The organism is Parabacteroides sp. KHUB-03 (assembly GCF_056640975.1).
Map to the genome: position 1 here is coordinate 1,734,435 of NZ_CM153257.1, position 19,875 is coordinate 1,754,309.

Below are 19,875 nucleotides of genomic sequence, written 5' to 3' on the forward strand. Positions count from 1 at the left end.
ATATGATGAAAAAATGGATACTGATAGCCGTTTGTGCGGTTATATTTGCCGGTCAGGAAACAGAAGCTTGTACAGGTTTGTTAGTCGGTAAAAAAGCTTCGGTTGATGGTTCGGTAATGATAAGCTATGCTGCCGATTCACATACATTGTATGGTGAATTATACCGTTGGCCTGCTGCAACATGGCCTAAAGGAACAATGCTTCAGGTGAATGAATGGGATACGGGTAAACCTCTCGGGGAAATATCCCAGGTAGAACAAACCTATTCTGTTGTAGGAAATATGAATGAATACCAGGTTGCTATAACAGAAAGTACCTTTGGTGGTCGTTCCGAATTGGAAGATTCAACGGGTATTATGGATTATGGAAGTCTTATTTATATAGCCTTGCAACGATCAAAGTCAGCACGTGAAGCTATTAAGGTAATGACCGATCTGGTTAAAGAATATGGTTATTACAGTAGCGGAGAGTCTTTTTCCATTGCCGATAAAAATGAAGCATGGATTATGGAAATGATAGGAAAAGGTGTAGGCAATAAAGGTGCGGTATGGGTTGCTATACGTATTCCTGACGATTGTATTGCCGCACATGCTAACCAGTCTCGTATTCAGCAGATACCATTTGACGACAAGGAAAATTGTATGTATTCTCCGGATGTGGTTTCTTTTGCTCGTGAAAAAGGGTATTTTAAGGGAAAAGATAAGGATTTTAGTTTTGCAAAGGCTTATTGTCCATATGAGTTCAGTGCTTTGCGTGGATGTGAAGCCCGTGTATGGTCTTTCTTCCGAAAATATGATAAGTCGATGGATAAATATGCCGATTTTATAAAAGGCGATCCTTCAAAGGAGCCTATGCCTTTGTACATTAAACCGGATCGTTTATTGTCTGTTCAAGATGTTCAGAATGCGATGCGTGACCATTTTGAAGGAACCGACTTGGATATGACGCAGGATGCTGGGGCCGGCTCTTATAAAGTTCCTTATCGGTGGCGCCCTATGACCTTTAATGTTGATGGGCAGGAATACACAAACGAACGTGCAATTGCTACACAACAAACAGGTTTTGTAATTGTTCCGCAAATGCGAAACTGGTTGCCGGATGCTGTTGGCGGTGTTCTTTGGTTTGGGGTTGACGACGCGGACATGGCTGTATTTACTCCGGTTTATTGTTCTGTAACGGATGTACCGGAATGTTATCGTGTAGGAAATGGAGACATGATGAATTTTTCGTGGACATCGGCTTTCTGGATTCACAATTGGGTAGCCAATATGGCTTATGGAAAATATAGCTATATGATACAGGATATACGTCCTGTTCAACAAGAATTGGAAAATAGCTACAAAGAAGCATTGCCGGCTATAGATGCTGCCGCCGTTAAACTATATGAAAAAAATCCGGCTGAAGCCGTTCGTTTTTTGACTTGGTTTAGTACAACCAATGCTGATGCTGCAACTACCCGTTGGAAAAAACTGGGTGAATATCTTTTGGTTAAATATATGGATGGTAATGTGAAGAAGGAAGAAAACGGACATTTTAAACAAAATGGTTATGGATTGTCTGCTTCACCTGATTTTCCGGGATATGACGAAGAATATTACCGTTGTATTGTAAAGAGTGCCGGAGAACGGTTGAAAGTAAAATAAATAGTTTATATTTGTGATGTAAATGTTGAACTAAAATAAAAGTGTATGAAAAAATTTGTCATTATGATTATGCTGGCCGTTATTAGTTTAGGTGCTTATTCACAAACGGAACAGGGAAGATCATCAGTTGGGTTTAATATCGGATACGGGTTTGATGATATAGGCAATGCTACGTTAGGCTTGGATTACCGGTATTGTATTTTGGATGATTTCCGTATCGCTCCGTCTCTGACCTATCATGTGAAGAATAATACGTTGAGCGCATGGGCTATTGACGTAAATGCTCATTATGTAGTAAAGTTGAGTGAAATGTTTGGTTTTTATCCGTTGGCCGGTTTAGATATGTCTTTTTGGAAATCAAGTTTAGGCCAGGGACTCTCAGTTAATGCTACCCGTTTTGGTGCCAATATTGGTTTGGGTGGTGAAGTATATGCTACAAACAACCTGAGTGTAGGGCTGGAAGTGAAATACTTGATTATTAAAGATCTGAGCAGACCTATGGTTGGTGTTCGTGTCGGATATAATTTCTAAAAAATAGTAATACAGTAAATTAAAAGTCCTGTCTTTTAAACACAAAAGACGGGACTTTTAAAATAGATATTTAACCGGTTTATTTTCAATGATTACCAGCTCTGGTAATCAGCAAACGTAAAACCTTCGAAATTAGGTATAACCTTGTATACTTTATCTTTTATTGTTTCAGCCGGATTGCTGGTACTTAACCCTATAACACGCATACCGGCAGAAGTGCCGGATTGTATGCCGGCAAATGAATCTTCAAAAACCAGGCAATTGCCCGGGGATTCCTGCAAATCCGATGCAGCTAATAAATAACACGTGGGATCCGGTTTCCCTTTGGTTATGCGGTCGGCTGTAACTATTGTGTCAAATATATTGTCCAGGTGAAGGAGATGGAAAGCCCGTTTTACTTTTATGTCGTCCGAACTGGTAACCAATCCTATCTTTACCTCATGCTCTTTGAGGATATGCAAAAATTCGATGGAACCGGGCATAGGAGGAAACGGCATTTCCTTTTCGAATGCATTCGATTCATCTATTACTCTTTGACGGAATTCTTCGGAATGGCTGGAGAAGTACTTTTCCAGTATATAGGGTAAAGTTGTTCCTTTTATAAGGGAAGCAAAGTCGTTTATACCCAACCCGTAGCGGTGAGCTGCTTCATTCCAGTAAATATCGTATATAGGTTCGGTGTCAACTATTACGCCGTCGAAATCAAAAAGGGCAGTTTTTATCTTTTTCATGTTCTATTGTTTGTTTCTTGTAAAGCTACATAATACCATATTCTGGCGCAATTCACTGATTGCATATTCTGTCGTTGTAAGTATTTTGAATATGTATTTTTCCTCGTAATTCTGTATGATCTTATTCAAACTGATGTCTGTAGCTAAAAGATAGCCGCTTTCCGGCTGTTCTGTTTCAAAATTATGGAACTTATTTCCCAGATAGAAATTTAAACCGTACATGTTTGTATATTCTTTCAGATTATTCATTACAAACATATTATTATCGTTTAATGGATATTCTTTACGAATCTTTTCGGCGAAAGGACGGGAAGAGTTACCATTTCGAATACTACGCATTATTACACCATCAATAAGCAGATTTACTGTGAAAGTAAGAGCTATTGTGGCGTATAGTATTTTAATATTTATCTTTTTGAACATCTGGTAATATACTGTTCCCAGAGATAATAATACAACCGTAACTATAGTTGTAGTTAATAAGCTTTTGAATGTTAGCACATTTGTTACAAGTTGAACATTGTATAATACGGATTGATTTGACGAATATTGAGAAACAATTGTGACCGGATTGATAATTCCCGACATGGTTAATAATATGGCGATTATAACCACAGCTACGGTAGATGCCAGAAATGCAGCAAATATACGTGTTACCTTTGTCCTGTATTCAGTGATATAAAGTGCATATTGTGCCAGAAATAGTGCGATGAATGGATAAGCGGGCATTAAATATACACTACGTTTGCTTGAAGGAATGGAATAAAAAAAGATGATACAGACTAAAGCTACCAGGCTGAACAAACGAACTTTTTCCATGGAACGGATGCGTTGCCAAATATCTTTCAGTATCTCTTTGAATGACATATTTGTTTTTTTGATTTTTAGTCCGAATAAAGAAAAGAAAAAGAAAATTGTCCAGGGAATAAAACCTGCTGCTAATGTTCCAAAGTTGTATAAAATGCCATTTTCGTGTCCTAAATTATAGTTGATGGCTGGTGTTGACAAATGAAAGAAACGTCCGAAGTTTTCTGCTAATACAACATTAAGAAAATCTTCGCCACCTTGTTTCCATGCTGATACATACCATAACAAAGGCAAAAAGAGGGAAGAAACACCGATATATAATAATGCTTTGAATATAGTAAGGGCGTTGTATTTATTCAACATCAATAAATAAACGAAGAAAACGAATAATGGCAATATGACTCCAACAGGGCCTTTTGTCAAAACAGCGCAACCAAGTAATATAGGAATGATTACGGGTAATCCTTTTAATTCCAGTTTATCCTCCCACCTGTAGAGCTGGAAAAGACCAATAACAATGAAGGTGGTCAATAACATGTCTACACGCGTTGTCATAGCGGCCCGGTGTAACTCCACGCAGGTTACCAGCAAGAGAGTAGCGATAAATGCTTCCTGGAATTTTACAATCCGCTTACCAAAAAACAAAAGTACAAAACCTATTAAAGTGATAAAAGCTAATGCAGACGGTAGACGGGAAGTAAATTCGGACACATGCCCTTGCGGATATGAAAATATAGCCATTAACCAATGCGCCATCGGTGGCTTATAAGCAAATTCATTTGCATATGTTTGTGGCAGAATCCAGTTTCCACTTTCAAGCATAGAAGTAGCAACGGCCGCTTCGCGTGGCTCTCCTTTAGTTGAAAAATCTCCTAACCCAATCCATGGTAATACTGAAATAATACAAATAATTACCACCATTGTGATTGGCTTTTGCAGATAAAGGTATTGTAGAGTAGGTGTGCGCATATTTTTATTGTTTATAAAAAGACTTCCCTTTTGTATTAAAAACAAGATGCAAAAGAACAATTTTTTGCGGACTTATCCTCCCTTTTAGGATAACTTTTTATATTCCTAAAGATTCTTTAATGGCTGTACGGATGGCTTTTGCATCTTCTTTATTCTCTTTAAGAATTGAAAGGATGAGATTCAAATAACTTTCTTTATTGTTTATGCCACAAATGTTGCATAATTTACTTTGCGGCAACATCCCTTTTTGATTATAAACCCTGAGTATATTTTTATAATCTCTATTGATAATGTATTGAACAAATTCTTTTTTGATATTGTCGTATATTTCTTGTACATGGATGTTTAGCCGTATGTCTTCTACGTGTTCAGACAGTTGTTCGATTGTTGTTATTTTGCGGTCTACAGTTGTTTCTAATTTTTTTCTTACCCTATGTTTGGCATGAAGGATAACTTGCGATTCTAAATCTTTTTCAAATAGTTTAATGACATTTTCTTTTACTTGCATGAATACATCGTCCTGATCTTTCATTAAACGGTGTGCTACTGTTTTAATAACTTCTTCAATCATCAACAGGTTTTCTACCTCTGCTACATCCGGAACATATATATGTTGTTCGTGCAGATAGTTTATTTCTCCTTGTGTCCGACGATCACGGTCTACGATCCCTTTACTTTCCAAGGTATGGAAATCTTTCAATTGCCCGAAAGCTTTGGTCGTTTCTATGACTTTTTGGCATCCTCCCATTGGCTTAACCGTATAATCAGGAAAGATAAGAGGATATAATCTGCTATCAATACTGTTTGTGTCTGTCCCTTCTATAAAAAGGATAGGTTTGCGACTTCCTAATATTTCCATGTAAACTTCTTCGGGGAAACTCTCATTACTTTCAATTAGCTCGTAATCCCATATTTGTGCATCGGCATTATAAGATCGTATCCATATTCGCTTACTGTCCCGGCGTGAGGTGGCAAAATCTATATCATGCGTAAGATATACATAGGTACAGTCTGGCCGCATTGCTTCAATCTCATCCCATAGAAGGTTTTTAATAGAGTTGTGCAATAAAGTTTCCGGTTCTTCAATAATTAATAATGAATTAGGGCGGGAGCATAGGATTGCACCAATCAGATAGAATACTAGTTTTTCGCCATCGCTCATCCTTCCTGCTGTATATGAATTGCTGTCTTTGCTGGTAGATGCTAATTCAATGAAGCCGGATTTGCGAACTAGTCGGTTATGTGGGAACATTTTCTCCCATATTTTCTGTATCTGATCTATTTTTGTGACAGGAGGAATGAGTTCCCGGTTTGTTTTACATTCTTCTTTATAATTAACTGCAGCTTCAAACTCTTCACTTTGCAAGCGCAAAATAAGTTTTTCATATTCCGAAAGACGAGGCATAAAAAGTCTTTCTGTAATCATTGATTGCAGATGAGAGAATTCGTTGCCCTCTTCTAAAATGGTATCACTTGTTCCGCTGATAAATAAAGCGTGTAAACCGGAGATTTCTTTTGCTTGGTCTCCATATATGTTAAGTAGTTTTTTTCCGAAAGAACTTTTGCCGGCTCCATTGGTGCCTATTACAACTAGTACTTTTGTGTCAAATGAAATAGGTTCTTGTGTATTTAGTTTTTGAGGGAGTGTTAGTTCCATGATATCCCGGTATTATAAGATTATTTATTTCTCAAAAGTATATAATTTTTTTGATATTCAATTGTGAAAACATTTTATAAACGTTATATTCGGGCTATGTATTGGTATCTGAGATAATATAAAAAAGACGTTTTATGAAGGTAGCTAGGCGTAATTTGAGTAACACATGAGTATATAAACCTTTATCTTTGATAATCGAAAATATGTCAACCTTGAATTAATCATTGTATGTCTAAAAGAATAATAATATTCGCTCTTGTTAGTATGTTGTATGCTACGTGTTCTGCGTTATATGCACAAAGTCCTGCTGAACAAGAACGTCGTGAGCAGTACTTAAAAGAGATACTTGCTATAAATGTCCCGGAAGATCATCGGGCAAACATAAGCCGGCGCATAACTATACAGGATAGTACATGGCTTGATTGGTTGCATCGTACCGGAGAATTGCCGCCGGATTTTCAAAATATGGTATCTGTTCCGTTTTTACCTGAACCTTTGGTGATGGATAAGAATGGTAAGCAGGTAAATATTACCTCAATAGATCAATGGCAGGTGAAAAGGAACGATATAAAAGATAAATACCAATATTGGGTATCAGGCCATCGCCCACCGGCTCCGTCGTCTTTTCAATCTGTAATCTTGTCTGAACATAAAGAGGGAGGCGTACTTATCCAGATGATAGAGATGCGTTTTGGTCCTTCCAATAAGGCTAAAATGACAATAGAATTAATGATTCCAGATGGAGATCGTCCGCTTCCTGTTTATATGACACAATGGTCGCACCGTAATTGGGCGCAATTGGCGGTTGAACGCGGATACATAGCCTGTGTTTATGCTGCTGCCGATAAAAAAGATGATACGCAAGATTATCAGGAAATATATCCCGATTATGACTTTACCTGTCTGATGCGTAGAGCATGGGGAGCTTCACGTGTGGTAGATTATTTGTATACCCGTCCGGAAGTAGACAAGGGAAAAATTGCTATTACCGGACATTCCCGTAATGGCAAACAATCATTATGGGCGGCAGCGTTTGATGATCGTATAACAGCCGTTATTACAAGTAGCTGTGGTACGGGAGGGATAACTCCATGGCGCTTTAGCGACCCACAATATTGTAATCAAACGCTGGATGATATAACGGCCAATGCTGCGCATTGGTTCCATCCCCGGTTACGTTTTTTCTTTGGACGGGAAGATAAGTTGCCGGTAGACCAGAATCTAATGATTTCTTTGATAGCACCCCGTCCTTTATTATTTCAATATTCGATAGTAGAGGAACAATTGAACCCGTGGGCGAATGAACAATGTTACCAGTCAGTAAAGAAAGTATATGATTTCTTGAAGGCTGATAATAAGATAGCCGTATATGCCCGGTTAGGAGAACATGCTGCTATGGCTCGCGATTTGGAAAGAGGTTTGGACTTTCTGGACATACAATTCGGCAGGAAGCAGTATCCTTGGGTAAACAATCTTTATTTCGATTTTACTTTTGATAAATGGGCAAAGACTCATCAGGCTGAAAAGCAAACGAAAAACCAGATACATCCGGTAATATTACAATCAGAATATAGGGACACTATCGCATTTTTATCAGACAAAAAACTTATTCAGCATCATATTGATTGGTTATTAGGTACTAAACCTCCTCAGGTCAAACCTGTAGAGATTGTTCCCGTTCCAAGTTTTGAAACAGATTGGATAGGATGGATTACCAAACGTCCGGTTGTTCCTAATGCTGATATAATGCATATAGCACCTTATACGGCTATGGGAAATCATATGTGTGGAAACCTGTATGTCCCTAAAAACAGGAAAAAGGATGCTAAGCTGCCTGTTATAATATACCTGCATTCGTATTCGTATGCGCATGGATATGCGCATGGATATAACAAAGACCTGACTGGTAGGGGAAACAGCCATTTATTCCAGCATCTTATAGATAAAGGATTTGCTGTTTTGGCAATTGACATGTTCGGATTTGGTACTCGTATGCTGGAAGCACAATATTTTTATGACCGGTTCTCTGAATGGAGTAAAATGGGAAAGATGGTTGAAGATGTTAAATACTGTGTTGATGCTGTAGACGCATTTTCGTTTCTTGATAATAAAAACATATTTATTTTAGGAAATACTATTGGTGGTACTGTTGGTATGATAGCCGCAGCACAGGATGTCCGTATTGCCGGGGTAGCTGCAGTAGCTTCTGTTACTCCATGGAGAACTAGCAATAAACAGTATGCAAGTATTCGTAGTTATGCCGATGCTCATGGATTTATTCCTCGTTTGGGATGGTTTGTAGATGAACCGGGAAAAGTTCCGGTAGATTATGCTGAAATTATGGCTTGCATAGCGCCACGTCCATTGATGATTGTTGCACCGGCGTTGGACAGATATGAAGATGAAAAGGCTGTACAATCCTGTATCGATGCTGTATCTAATTTATATGATATATATGGAAAAAAGGAATCACTTAATGTGCAAAAGCCTTTGGATATAAATAGAATATCTTGGGAGATGACAGATCAAATAGCAGACTTTTTTCAACAACAGATAAAATAGAAATAATAAACTAATATTTAATACCAAGAAAACATGACAACAAGGCGTAATTTTATTAAGAAGGCAGCTGTTGGAACAGCAATGCTATCATTTGGAGGCGTACTGGAAGGTTTTAGTGCCAAGAGTTATAATAATATTGTTGGAGCAAATGACAAGATAAGAGTCGGGGCTATAGGAGTTAATTCAAGAGGGCTTGCTCTGGCTTCTAACTTTGCTAAACAGGAAGGTTGTGAAGTTAACCATGTATGTGATGTTGACAGCCGGGCTATCCAGAAGTGTGCTTCAGCTATCCAGAAGATAGCAGGAAATAAAGTGAAGACAGACAAAGATCTTCGTAAGATGTTAGAATCTAAAGATATGGATGCAGTCATTATTGCAACTCCTGATCATTGGCATGCACCGGCTGCTTTGCTGGCTATGCAAGCCGGTAAAAATGTATACCTGGAAAAACCCTGTAGCCATTCTCCGGAAGAAGGGGAAATATTAGTTAGTGGAGCCCAGAAGTATAACAAATTATTACAAATGGGTAATCAACGTCGTTCGTGGCCGAATGTACAAGAAGGTATTCGGGAGTTGAAGAACGGGATTATCGGTAAAGTTTATTACGGAAAGAGCTGGTATACGAACAATCGTCCGTCTATTGGTATTGGTAAAGAGGTTGCAGTTCCTGACTGGTTGGATTGGGAATTATGGCAAGGCCCGGCTCCCCGTGTAGCCTATAAAGATAATGTTGTTCACTATAACTGGCACTGGTTCTGGCGTTGGGGTACAGGTGAAGCATTGAATAACGGAACTCACATGGTGGATATTCTTCGTTGGGGTATGGAGTTGGATTACCCTACAAAAGTCACATCTGTTGGTGGACGCTATTGTTATAATGACGACTGGGAAACACCGGATACTCAGATAGTCAATATAGAATTTGGCAATAATAAATGCATGACCTGGGAAGGACGTAGCTGTAATGGTCGTGGAGTAGAAGGCAGTACGGTAGGAGCAATGTTCTACGGAGAAAAAGGTAGCTTACTGATTACTGGAGCCAATGCGTATACTGTATATGATTTGGATGATAAAGTTGTAAAACACGTAAAGAGTCAGATTGCTATTGATCCTCGTAATCTGATGAATCCGGCAGAACAGCTGGATGCTCTTCATATCCAGAATTTCTTCGACGGTATCCGTAAGGGTACTCCATTGAATGCAGATATTCTGTCTGGTCATAAAAGCACATTGTTAGTACAGTTGGGTAATATCGCTCAACGTTCTGGACATATGTTAACCACAGACCATCAGAATGGACGTATTCTGAACGACTGCGAAGCCAATAAATATTGGGGACGTACGTATGAAAAAGGATGGGAAATGAAGTTATAATCATAAATCGAATTAACCTTGAATAAAATTATGTCTGTAGAAAATACTGCACCGATCCACTCAAAGCGAACCATGTACATGGCGATTACTATTGTTGGAATGATGTTTTTTATCTTTGGATTTGTATCCTGGGTGAATGCAATTCTTATTCCGTACTTTAGGATTGCTTGTGAGTTAACTCATTTCCAGTCTTATCTGGTAACATTTTCTTTTTATATAGCCTATCTGGTAATGTCCGTACCGGCTTCATATGTTCTGAAACGAGCCGGCTTTAAGAAAGGAATTATGTATGGTTTCTTTTGTATGGCGGCAGGAGCGTTGTTGTTTGTGCCGGCAGCATTGATGCGTACGTATTTGATTTTTCTGATCGGACTTTTTTCCATAGGAACCGGATTGACTATATTACAAGCTGCGGCAAATCCCTATATTACCATTGTTGGGCCGATAGAAAGTGCGGCGAAGCGAATCAGTATAATGGGTATCTGCAACAAGTTTGCCGGTATTATCGCTCCGCTGATCTTTGCTGCCGTAATCCTGAAAGTCAGTGATGCTGCTGTTTTCGATCAACTGGATGCTGGTTTTTATACGGAAGAAGAGAAAAATCTGGTTCTTGACGATTTGATTTGCCGGGTAATATGGCCATATACTATTCTTAGTGTATTTTTGTTTGCCGTAGGTATATTTATCCGCTATTCGGTATTGCCGGAGATTAATCAGGAGGAAGAAAATAAGGAAGAGGCAAGCTCTGGAGGAACGCACACTTCCATATTCCAGTTTCCGTACTTGATTCTGGGAGCATTTGCTATGTTTCTGCATGTAGGGACACAGGTAATTGCTATTGATACTATTATCGGTTATGCCGGTTCGATGGGAATAAATCTGCTTGAGGCAAAAGTATTTCCTTCATACACACTGACTGCAACAATTTTCGGATATATGCTGGGAATCGTATTGATTCCCAAATATGTATCACAGACACGTGCCTTTCAGTTTTGCTGTATACTTGGATTGATATTCTCTCTTGGTGTGGCTCTATCCACTCATATAGATCTAACTTTGTTCGGCCATGAAGCCAATCTTTCTATCTGGTTCCTTGTCGGATTGGGATTTCCCAACTCACTGATATATGCCGGAATATGGCCTCTTTCTATCAAAGGATTAGGACGTTTCACCAAGATTGGTTCGTCTTTGTTGGTAATGGGATTATGCGGTAATGCTGTACTTCCGTTGGCATACGGTCATTTGGCAGATATGTTTTCCATACGGCATGCTTATTGGATATTGACACCATGCTATCTTTATCTGATCTTTTTTGCCGTATATGGACATAAGATTAAATCATGGTCATTCAAAACTAGATGAGATGAATAAAATAACAATTATAAAGAATGGAAAAATACTTCTTCCTGACGGTACAATCAGTAGGGAGGACCTTGCTTATTCTGATGGTAAAATTATAGAACTGAAGGATACCGTAAATAGCGTTTGTACTATAGACTATATAGATGCAAATGGTAATTATGTAGTACCGGGTTTTATTGATATGCATACGCATGGAGCCGGAGGATATGATTTTATGGATGCAACTCCCGAGGCTTATCTTGGTGCTGCCGAGATGCATGCTAAACATGGCACTACGGCTTTGTTACCAACAACGCTTACCAGTACAAATGAAGAATTGTTCCATACTTTTGAAATATACAATCACGTAAAACCACTAAATAAGAAGGGGGCAACCTTCCTGGGACTGCATCTGGAAGGCCCCTACTTCTCTTATAACCAACGAGGAGCACAGGACCCTAAATATTTACGGAATCCGTCTCCTAAAGAGTATATGAAGATTCTGGATGCAACAGACGACATTATTCGTTGGAGTCTGGCTCCTGAATTGGATGGAGCTATGGAATTTGGACGAATATTACGGTCCAGGAATATTTTGCCTTCTATAGCACATACGGATGCTATTTATGAAGAAACTTTACAGGCATTTGACGCAGGCTTTACTCATGTTACACATTTTTATTCATGTATGTCTTCTGTAACGCGTAGAAATGCATATAGATATGCAGGAGTTGTTGAGGCTGCTTATATGGTAGATGACATGACTGTTGAAATTATTGCAGACGGTGTGCATCTTCCTAAAAGCCTTCTTCAATTTGTTTGCAAGTTCAAAGGGCCGGACAAGATAGCATTGGTGACAGATTCAATGAGAGGAGCAGGCATGCCTGATGGACCATCTGTTTTAGGAAGTTTGCAAGGAGGACAACCTGTCATTATTGAAGATGGAGTTGCAAAACTACCAGACCGGACAGCATTCGCAGGAAGTGTTGCAACGGCAGATCGCTTGGTAAGAACAATGATACAAGTTGCAGAAATCCCGTTTGCCCAAGCAATTCGAATGATTACCTCTACGCCTGCGCGTATCTTGCGAATAGATGAACGGAAAGGTTCTTTAGCTATAGGTAAAGATGCCGATATTGTTATCTGTGATGAAAATATTAATATCAAGTCAACTATAATAGAAGGAAATGTCGTATATAATATTTTAAAACCATAAAAACTACAATGAATTTTACAAAAGATGAGTTGACGGTTGAGATTTATTCCACCCGCCGGGAAATGGGAGAAAGTGCTGCTAAGGAAGTTTCATCCTGCATACATAAGTTATTACAGGAAAAGGATGAAATTAATATGATATTTGCTGCTGCCCCTTCCCAAAATGAATTTTTAGAGGCATTGACTGCCGATACCACTATTGAATGGACCAAAATTAACGCTTTCCATATGGATGAGTACATCGGGTTAAAACAAGATGCACCACAAGGCTTTGGCAATTTTTTAAAAGAGCGGTTGTTCGACCGTATACCTTTTAAGAGTGTGAGCTACATTGACGGGCAGACAACTTTACCTCACGTTGAGTGTGCCCGTTATTCCAAGTTGTTGAAAGATTACCCTGTAGATATTGTCTGCCTCGGAATAGGAGAGAACGGGCATATCGCATTTAACGATCCACATGTGGCAGATTTTAATGATCCCCGTTTGGTGAAAGTTGTTTCACTTGATGAAAAATGTCGTATGCAGCAAGTTCACGACGGTTGTTTCAGCAACTTGTCCGAAGTGCCTACCCATGCTTTCACACTGACGATACCGGCACTCGTATCTGCCCGGTTTATGTATTGTATTGTACCGGCCAAGACAAAATCGCAGGCCGTTTATAATACAATCAACGGAGAAATTTCCGAAATTTGCCCGGCTTCCATCTTACGACGCAAGCAAGGAGCAACGTTGTATCTGGATGCTGATAGCGCATCTCTTTTAAAACAAGAAATAGTTAAATTAAAAATAAATGCATTATGAAACGTAGAATTCTATCCATTATCATTATAGCATGTCTTGCTATAGGTGTGACTTATGCACAGAAAGTGGTTAAAGTTGGTATTATAGGATTAGATACCTCACATTCACCAGCCTTTATAGGTATGCTGAATAGCAAGAATCCCAAACCGGAGTTTTCAGGTTTTAAAGTTGTGGCTGCTTATCCGTATGGCTCCCGTACTATAGAAAATAGTATGAAGCGTATTCCGGGATATATAGATAAAGCGAAAGAAAATGGCGTTGAGATAGTCAACTCCATTGCAGACCTGCTGAAGAAAGTGGATTGCGTTATGCTTGAAACAAACGATGGAAACTTGCATCTTGAACAAGCTCTTGAAGTCTTGAAAGCTGGCAAAACCTTGTATATAGACAAACCGGTTGCCGCAGACCTTACAGAAACTATTGCCATCTTCATGCTGGCTGATAAATACAAAGTTCCTGTATTCTCTTCTTCTGCTTTGCGCTATGTTCCGCAAAATCAGGATTTGCGTAATGGCAAGTTCGGGAAGATCATGGGAGCAGACTGTTGTTCTCCAGCTCCTGGCGAACCATCTCATACCGACTTTGCATGGTACGGTATACATGGTGTGGAAACTCTTTACACTGTAATGGGTACAGGTTGCAAACAAGTTTCACGTACGTCGGCAAAAGGTACAGATGTTGTAGTTGGTCTTTGGGAAGACGGACGTATCGGTACTTTCCGTGGTATTCGTCAAGGTAAGGATGCTTATGGTGGAACGGCATACTGCGAAGGCGGAAAGGTCCAGGTTGGCGAATATAGCGGATATGAATGCCTGCTGGTTCAGATAGTGAATTTTTTCAAGACAAAAGTTGTTCCTGTTACACCGGAAGAAACTATAGAGATTTTTACATTCATGGAAGCTTCCAACGAAAGCAAGCGCCAGGGTGGTTGCCCGGTATCTATGCAGGCTGTTTATGACAAAGCCAGATACGAGGCTGCTAAAATCGTTGCTAAATATTAAGCTGGATAAATAAGTAAAAAGACTTCGGTATTTATGAAATATGCACTATATCTTTTATCAATCCTCTTGTGTGCCTGCAATCCGGCATCGAAGAAGACAGTAGATAATTCCTCTGATCAGAACGGAGAGGTAAGACTGATAACATTAGCTCCCGGCCATTTCCATGCTGCATTAGTACAAAAGGAAGCCTTGGATGGTGTTGATTCTACTGTTTATGTCTATGCACCCGACGGGCCGGAATTGGATAGCCATCTTAAACTTATTCAATCTTACAATAACCGCGAAGAGAAACCTACGCATTGGAACGAAGTTGTTTATCGTGGCAACGACTTCCTGCAAAAAATGCTGCAGGAAAGACAGACTGAGAAAAGTCATAACGTTGTTGTGCTTGCCGGTAATAACCGCGATAAGACCGATTATATCCTGCAAGCTGTATCTGCCGGATTCAATGTCCTTTCGGATAAGCCGATGGCTATAGACAAAGCCAGTTTTGAAAAATTGGAGAAGGCATTTGGGGTAGCAGCTCAAAACAACGTAATGCTCTATGATATAATGACGGAACGCTACGATGTATGGAGTGAGATACAACGCCTTTTGATGCAGAATCCGGAACTTTTCGGTGAACTCGTAGATGGTACGGAGAAGGAACCGGCAGTATCTGTTTCCAGCATACATCATTTTTATAAAGTGGTATCCGGTAAACCGTTGATACGTCCGGTATGGTATTATGATGTAGAGCAGCAAGGCGAAGGTATAGTAGATGTTACAACACACCTGGTAGACCTGATCCATTGGAAGTGTTTCCCCGAACAGATTGTAGATTACAAGAAAGATATACAGCTTCTTTCGGCTAAACATTGGGCAACTCCGTTGTCAAAACAACAATTTACTATGTCTACCGGATTAACTGAGTATCCGGATTTTCTCGGTAAATATGTTTCTGATTCCGTATTGAATGTCTATTCTAACGGCTCTTTTCAATATATGGCAAAAGGTAAGCTGATAGATTTAAGTGTGATATGGAACTTTGAAGCGCCTAAAGGAGCTGGAGATATTCATAAATCTATTATTCGCGGGACGAAAGGAACCATCTCTATTCTCCAGGGAGAAGAGCAAGGATTTGTACCGAAGTTATATATAGAAAGAGATAAAAAGATTAATAAAACCACTTACCGTCAGATGCTGGATCAGGCAATTGCCGACTTGCAGACGGAATACCCGGGAGTAGCCCTTAAAGAGGAGGGGAATCGTTGGGAAATCGTTGTTCCTGTTGAACTTCAGTCGGGACATGAAAAACATTTCTCGTCCGTTATAAGGAAATATCTCGGTTATTTGAATCAAGGGAATATGCCGGAATGGGAAATTCCTAATATGCTTACTAAATATTATCTAACCACAACAGCATTGAGTATGGCAGGGGACTCGAAATAAGTCCATACAACTACCTACGTATTTTATAAAGAAAAAGGATGTGTCCGTGAGGGATACATCCTTTCTTATTTAATAAACAGACAGATTTATGTATCAGGCTTTCGGTGCACTCTGAGTACTCTGTGTGTTTTGCGTATTGTTCTCTTCCCAATGGAACGGTTCAAATTGAGAATTAGGATCAACCCATGTCGGTTTCTTGACTGCGTAGATAATAAACGGAGCTGCTACTACAACAATTACTCCGATAAACAATACGGCAAACCATACGGTGTTGTTTCCTGTTGAAATCTGACTCGGCGGGATGAAACTTAATATGAATGCTAATAGTGAACCACAGAATCCAAGTCCGCCGACAATCCACATCAAACCGTTTCCTCCTTTACCAATACGGAAAGGACGGTTTAGTTTCTTCATTTTATAACGCAATGCGATAGCACCGGAGAACATCAACATATACATTATCAGATAAAGGATCACTGTGAGTTGTGACAGGATTTGATAAAAACTTTGTACCGACGGCATAACAACGAACAGTAAACTCAATAAAGTAACTGCTGCGCCTTGTATATACAGAATGTTTTTCTGTACACCTAATTTATTGGTTTTTTGGAAAAATGGAGGAAGATAACCTGCTTTACCAACAGCAAAGATACCTTTGGAAGGACCGGCAACCCATGTCAATACGCCTGCCAATACACCAAATGCTAATGCTATGGCAATGACGGGAGACAGCCATGAAGCGTGTATATATTTGAAATAATTATCGAAACCAACCAGCAAACTTTGTGTTAAGTTGATGTCCTTTTCAGGGATAATAATACCTAATGCGAATGTACCCAGCACGAAAATGATAACTGTGATTAAAGCGCCGATAAATACAGCCTTCGGATAGTTTTTAGAAGGATTATCTACATCTTTCACGTGGATACCACCCATTTCCATACCGGCATAGAACAAGAAGATACTAGCTGCCAGAACCAGGTTATCGAATTTGGAGAAGTCCGGGAAGAAGCTGCCGCTGAAATCCATATTGGAATGTCCCCCGGTTGCCAGATATATAATACCCAGGATAATAAGCAGGGCAGCCGGAATAATTGTACCTACCATGCCACCGACTTTGGCAACTTTACCAACCCAACTTAAACCTTTCAGGGAAATAAAAGTAGCCAACCAGTAAATGATCAATACAATTGCCAGCGTATAATATTTATTATTGGCAAGCAACATATCTTCCGGATGATCCATTCCGATGAAGGCAATAGACACAGCACCGAATGTAAGTACGGTAGGATACCATATCGTACTTTCGATCCATTGCACCCATATTGCAAGAAATCCTAATTTCTTACCGTATGCTTCGCCTACCCATCGGAATACACCACCTTGCTTATCCTGGAACATGGCGGCCAGTTCGGCGGCTACTAAAGAAGTAGGGATCAGGAATACGATTGCGGCGAAAAGATAATAAAATGCCGAACTCAGTCCGTAAACTGCTTCGGCCGGCAGTCCGCGTAAAGATACAACTGCCGTTACGTTCATGATTGCGAGAGTAAACACTCCCAGTTTCACTGCTTTGTTAATATTTGCCATAGATTTATGTTTTTAAAAAGTGAATACAATGTCACTTTGCGTTTAAGTCTGTGGTAATAACAATACAACTCTGGAGATGTTTCATGACGGATTTGTCAAACTTGGTTAATTAACATATTTCGCTGTGGAACAATTTTTCCGATGCTTTTGTTATCGTCATTAATCAGGAAGTCGGGAAGACGAGTAGTTAGCTACAGTCTTCCCGACTTCTTAACTACTAAAAAATAATATAATGAAGATGGCTCTTTATGAAATCGTACTTCGTAAAAAGGGTATTTACGGAGTGTTGCATGTATTGATTTTGCTTATGTCCCTCTTTTTGGTGATAAGCATTTCGCTCGATACATTTAATAATATAGAATTCTACACGCAACCTTCGTACAAGAAGATACAATTGTGGATATGTTTGTTTTTTCTTTTCGATTTCTTTCTTGAATTTTTCTTATCGAAAAATAAAGTGCGTTATATTCGTTCGCATTTTATCTTCTTTCTTGTAGCTATTCCCTACCAGTACATTATTCATTACTTCAAACTTGAATTTTCGCAGGAGGTAAATTACTTTATCCAATTTATTCCTTTGGTAAGAGGTGGATATGCCTTGGCTATTGTAGTTGGCTGGTTATCCTATAATAGAGCATCGGGGTTATTTGTTTCTTATATAACGATGTTGTTTGCCACTGTTTATTTTTCCAGCCTTATTTTCTATGTGCTCGAATTGGGAGTGAACACCGGGGTTCACAATTACGGTGATGCGCTGTGGTGGGCCTTCATGGACGTTACGACTGTAGGATCGAATATTGAGGCCGTAACTACAACCGGACGTATTCTGTCTGTAGTGCTTGCTGCACTGGGTATGATGATGTTCCCAATCTTTACTGTCTACGTTACAAGCATTGTACAGAAAGCAAATGCTCAAAAAATGGAATATTATCAGAATAAAAATGCAGACGAAACCACAAATGCGGGCAAAGACGCTAAACCAAGCCAGCCGGAGAAATAAAAAACACCTTCAGCTATAACGAGCCGTATGTTTCTGACCTTATTTTAATGATCTGCCGACCGTAGAACGAGCGTATTATAATCGTCAGAGTAGTCTGACGGTTTTAAAAGAACGATGTTATTAACTTCGTAGGTATTACGAAACAAGGGCATGAATTAGATTTAACTGTCCCTTTAGTATACAGAGAACGCAGGTAACGCAGACTTCTATTAATAATTAATATAGTCTGCGTTACCTGCGTTCCTTAATTCCGGGCTTTTTATCCAAATACAGCGTGATCTCCGCCAAAGACATTTAATCCCAGCTTGTTCATGATGTACTTAATGGCAAGCTGCGCTTTAACAGAGTTGCCTGATCCGTCTAATGGAGGTGCGAAAGCCGAGATACCGAACTGTCCGGGCAATACGCCCATTACGCCGCCACCTACGCCGGTCTTTGCCGGAATACCGGAGGTATAGAGCCAGTCTCCTGTATGCTCGTAGAAGCCAACGGTAGAAATCAGGGATGTGATTTTGGGCGACAAATCTGCTTCAAATACTTCTTTTTTGGTAACCGGATTTACTCCCTTGTTGGCAACCGTAGCAGCTGCTACAGAAAGTTGCTTGGCTGTAATTCCTAAAGAACATTGGCGTGTATAAAGATCAAGCGACATGTCGGGATCGTCGTAAATACGATTGTAATTCTTCAGCAACCAGGCGATAGAGCGATTGTTGAAGTTCGTTGCCGATTCTGATTTATACAACTCGTCAATCAACTGCGGAGCGCTTCCGCAAAGATCGGTTATGTTGGATACAATGGCATCCCATTTCTTTTTTGCATCACCTACCGGCTGAACCATACTACATGCTGTAATGGCACCTGCATTTACCAATGGAGTAGAAGGGTGGTCGTTTTCCAGCAATATGGCTATGATGGAGTTGAATGGAAGTCCGGTTGCATCGGCTCCGATCATGTCCAGTAGCTTTTGCGCGCCGTACTGACGCAAAACAAGGATGGCGGTATGTACTTTTGATACCGATTCGATACCAAAGCGATACTCCGTATCACCGATTTCGACTGTTTGCCCGTTAAGCAGACAGATGCTGATACCGAAGAGGTTCTTGTCTATATTGGCAAGATAAGGAATATAGTCGGCATTCTTACCGTCCGTGTTGGACTTGAACTGGTTGTATGCCTTCTGTGCAACCTCTTTCAATTGTGCTAATGTTATATGCTTCTCCAT

Annotated in this window: 15 protein-coding genes; 10 read left to right on the plus strand and 5 right to left on the minus strand. The window is 39.7% G+C overall.

The window, feature by feature from the left end:
• Positions 1-2: 2 nt before the first annotated feature.
• Together ACYIB7_RS07520 and ACYIB7_RS07525 are read left to right on the plus strand one after the other, a co-directional pair.
• Positions 3-1,643 carry a dipeptidase gene (locus tag ACYIB7_RS07520; protein WP_103982370.1) on the plus strand — a complete coding sequence of 547 codons (1,641 nt, stop codon included), beginning with the start codon at positions 3-5 and terminating at the stop codon, positions 1,641-1,643.
• Between the two features lie 45 nt (positions 1,644-1,688).
• Positions 1,689-2,174: an outer membrane beta-barrel protein gene (locus tag ACYIB7_RS07525; protein WP_099465741.1), complete on the plus strand. Its 486-nt coding sequence runs from the start codon at positions 1,689-1,691 to the stop codon at positions 2,172-2,174.
• A 92-nt stretch (positions 2,175-2,266) separates the two neighbouring features.
• Here the strand turns inward: ACYIB7_RS07525 and ACYIB7_RS07530 are convergent, their stop codons facing one another.
• The 3 genes from ACYIB7_RS07530 to ACYIB7_RS07540 form a co-directional block, all read right to left on the minus strand.
• Positions 2,267-2,905 (minus strand): HAD family hydrolase, encoded by a 639-nt coding sequence (locus ACYIB7_RS07530; RefSeq protein ID WP_480338423.1) that lies wholly within the window; start codon positions 2,903-2,905, stop codon positions 2,267-2,269.
• A gap of 3 nt (positions 2,906-2,908) precedes the next feature.
• A complete protein-coding gene (locus ACYIB7_RS07535; RefSeq protein ID WP_103982372.1) occupies positions 2,909-4,681 on the minus strand; it encodes an ArnT family glycosyltransferase in 1,773 nt (590 codons plus the stop codon).
• Between the two features lie 97 nt (positions 4,682-4,778).
• Positions 4,779-6,338 (minus strand): DUF4435 domain-containing protein, encoded by a 1,560-nt coding sequence (locus ACYIB7_RS07540; RefSeq protein ID WP_103982373.1) that lies wholly within the window; start codon positions 6,336-6,338, stop codon positions 4,779-4,781.
• 228 nt (positions 6,339-6,566) lie between these two features.
• Between ACYIB7_RS07540 and ACYIB7_RS07545 the strand changes: the two genes are divergently transcribed.
• From ACYIB7_RS07545 to ACYIB7_RS07575, 7 genes are read left to right on the plus strand one after another with little or no spacing between them, the layout of a single operon-like run.
• Positions 6,567-8,900 carry a glucuronyl esterase domain-containing protein gene (locus ACYIB7_RS07545; RefSeq protein ID WP_480338424.1) on the plus strand — a complete coding sequence of 778 codons (2,334 nt, stop codon included), beginning with the start codon at positions 6,567-6,569 and terminating at the stop codon, positions 8,898-8,900.
• A 33-nt stretch (positions 8,901-8,933) separates the two neighbouring features.
• Complete coding sequence (locus tag ACYIB7_RS07550; RefSeq protein ID WP_103982375.1) at positions 8,934-10,274, plus strand: Gfo/Idh/MocA family oxidoreductase; 1,341 nt, start codon at positions 8,934-8,936, stop codon at positions 10,272-10,274.
• A gap of 30 nt (positions 10,275-10,304) precedes the next feature.
• Positions 10,305-11,636: a sugar MFS transporter gene (locus ACYIB7_RS07555; RefSeq protein ID WP_103982376.1), complete on the plus strand. Its 1,332-nt coding sequence runs from the start codon at positions 10,305-10,307 to the stop codon at positions 11,634-11,636.
• Between the two features lies 1 nt (position 11,637).
• Complete coding sequence (nagA, locus tag ACYIB7_RS07560; RefSeq protein WP_480338425.1) at positions 11,638-12,831, plus strand: N-acetylglucosamine-6-phosphate deacetylase; 1,194 nt, start codon at positions 11,638-11,640, stop codon at positions 12,829-12,831.
• Positions 12,832-12,839: 8 nt separating this feature from the next.
• On the plus strand, positions 12,840-13,631 hold the full coding sequence (locus ACYIB7_RS07565; protein ID WP_103982378.1) for a glucosamine-6-phosphate deaminase: 792 nt from the start codon (positions 12,840-12,842) through the stop codon (positions 13,629-13,631).
• Complete coding sequence (locus ACYIB7_RS07570) at positions 13,628-14,632, plus strand: Gfo/Idh/MocA family protein (RefSeq protein ID WP_103982379.1); 1,005 nt, start codon at positions 13,628-13,630, stop codon at positions 14,630-14,632. The genes ACYIB7_RS07565 and ACYIB7_RS07570 overlap by 4 nt, the downstream gene beginning before the upstream one ends.
• 33 nt (positions 14,633-14,665) lie before the next feature.
• On the plus strand, positions 14,666-16,063 hold the full coding sequence (locus tag ACYIB7_RS07575; RefSeq protein WP_103982380.1) for a putative oxidoreductase C-terminal domain-containing protein: 1,398 nt from the start codon (positions 14,666-14,668) through the stop codon (positions 16,061-16,063).
• A gap of 93 nt (positions 16,064-16,156) precedes the next feature.
• Here the strand turns inward: ACYIB7_RS07575 and gadC are convergent, their stop codons facing one another.
• Positions 16,157-17,653: a glutamine/gamma-aminobutyrate antiporter GadC gene (gadC, locus tag ACYIB7_RS07580; protein WP_103982381.1), complete on the minus strand. Its 1,497-nt coding sequence runs from the start codon at positions 17,651-17,653 to the stop codon at positions 16,157-16,159.
• Between the two features lie 232 nt (positions 17,654-17,885).
• Here gadC and ACYIB7_RS07585 point away from each other — a divergent pair, with 232 nt between their 5' ends.
• Entirely contained in the window at positions 17,886-18,653 is a 768-nt protein-coding gene (locus tag ACYIB7_RS07585) for a potassium channel family protein (protein WP_099465730.1), read from the plus strand.
• A 259-nt stretch (positions 18,654-18,912) separates the two neighbouring features.
• Here the strand turns inward: ACYIB7_RS07585 and glsA are convergent, their stop codons facing one another.
• Positions 18,913-19,875 carry a glutaminase A gene (gene glsA, locus ACYIB7_RS07590; RefSeq protein ID WP_480338426.1) on the minus strand — a complete coding sequence of 321 codons (963 nt, stop codon included), beginning with the start codon at positions 19,873-19,875 and terminating at the stop codon, positions 18,913-18,915.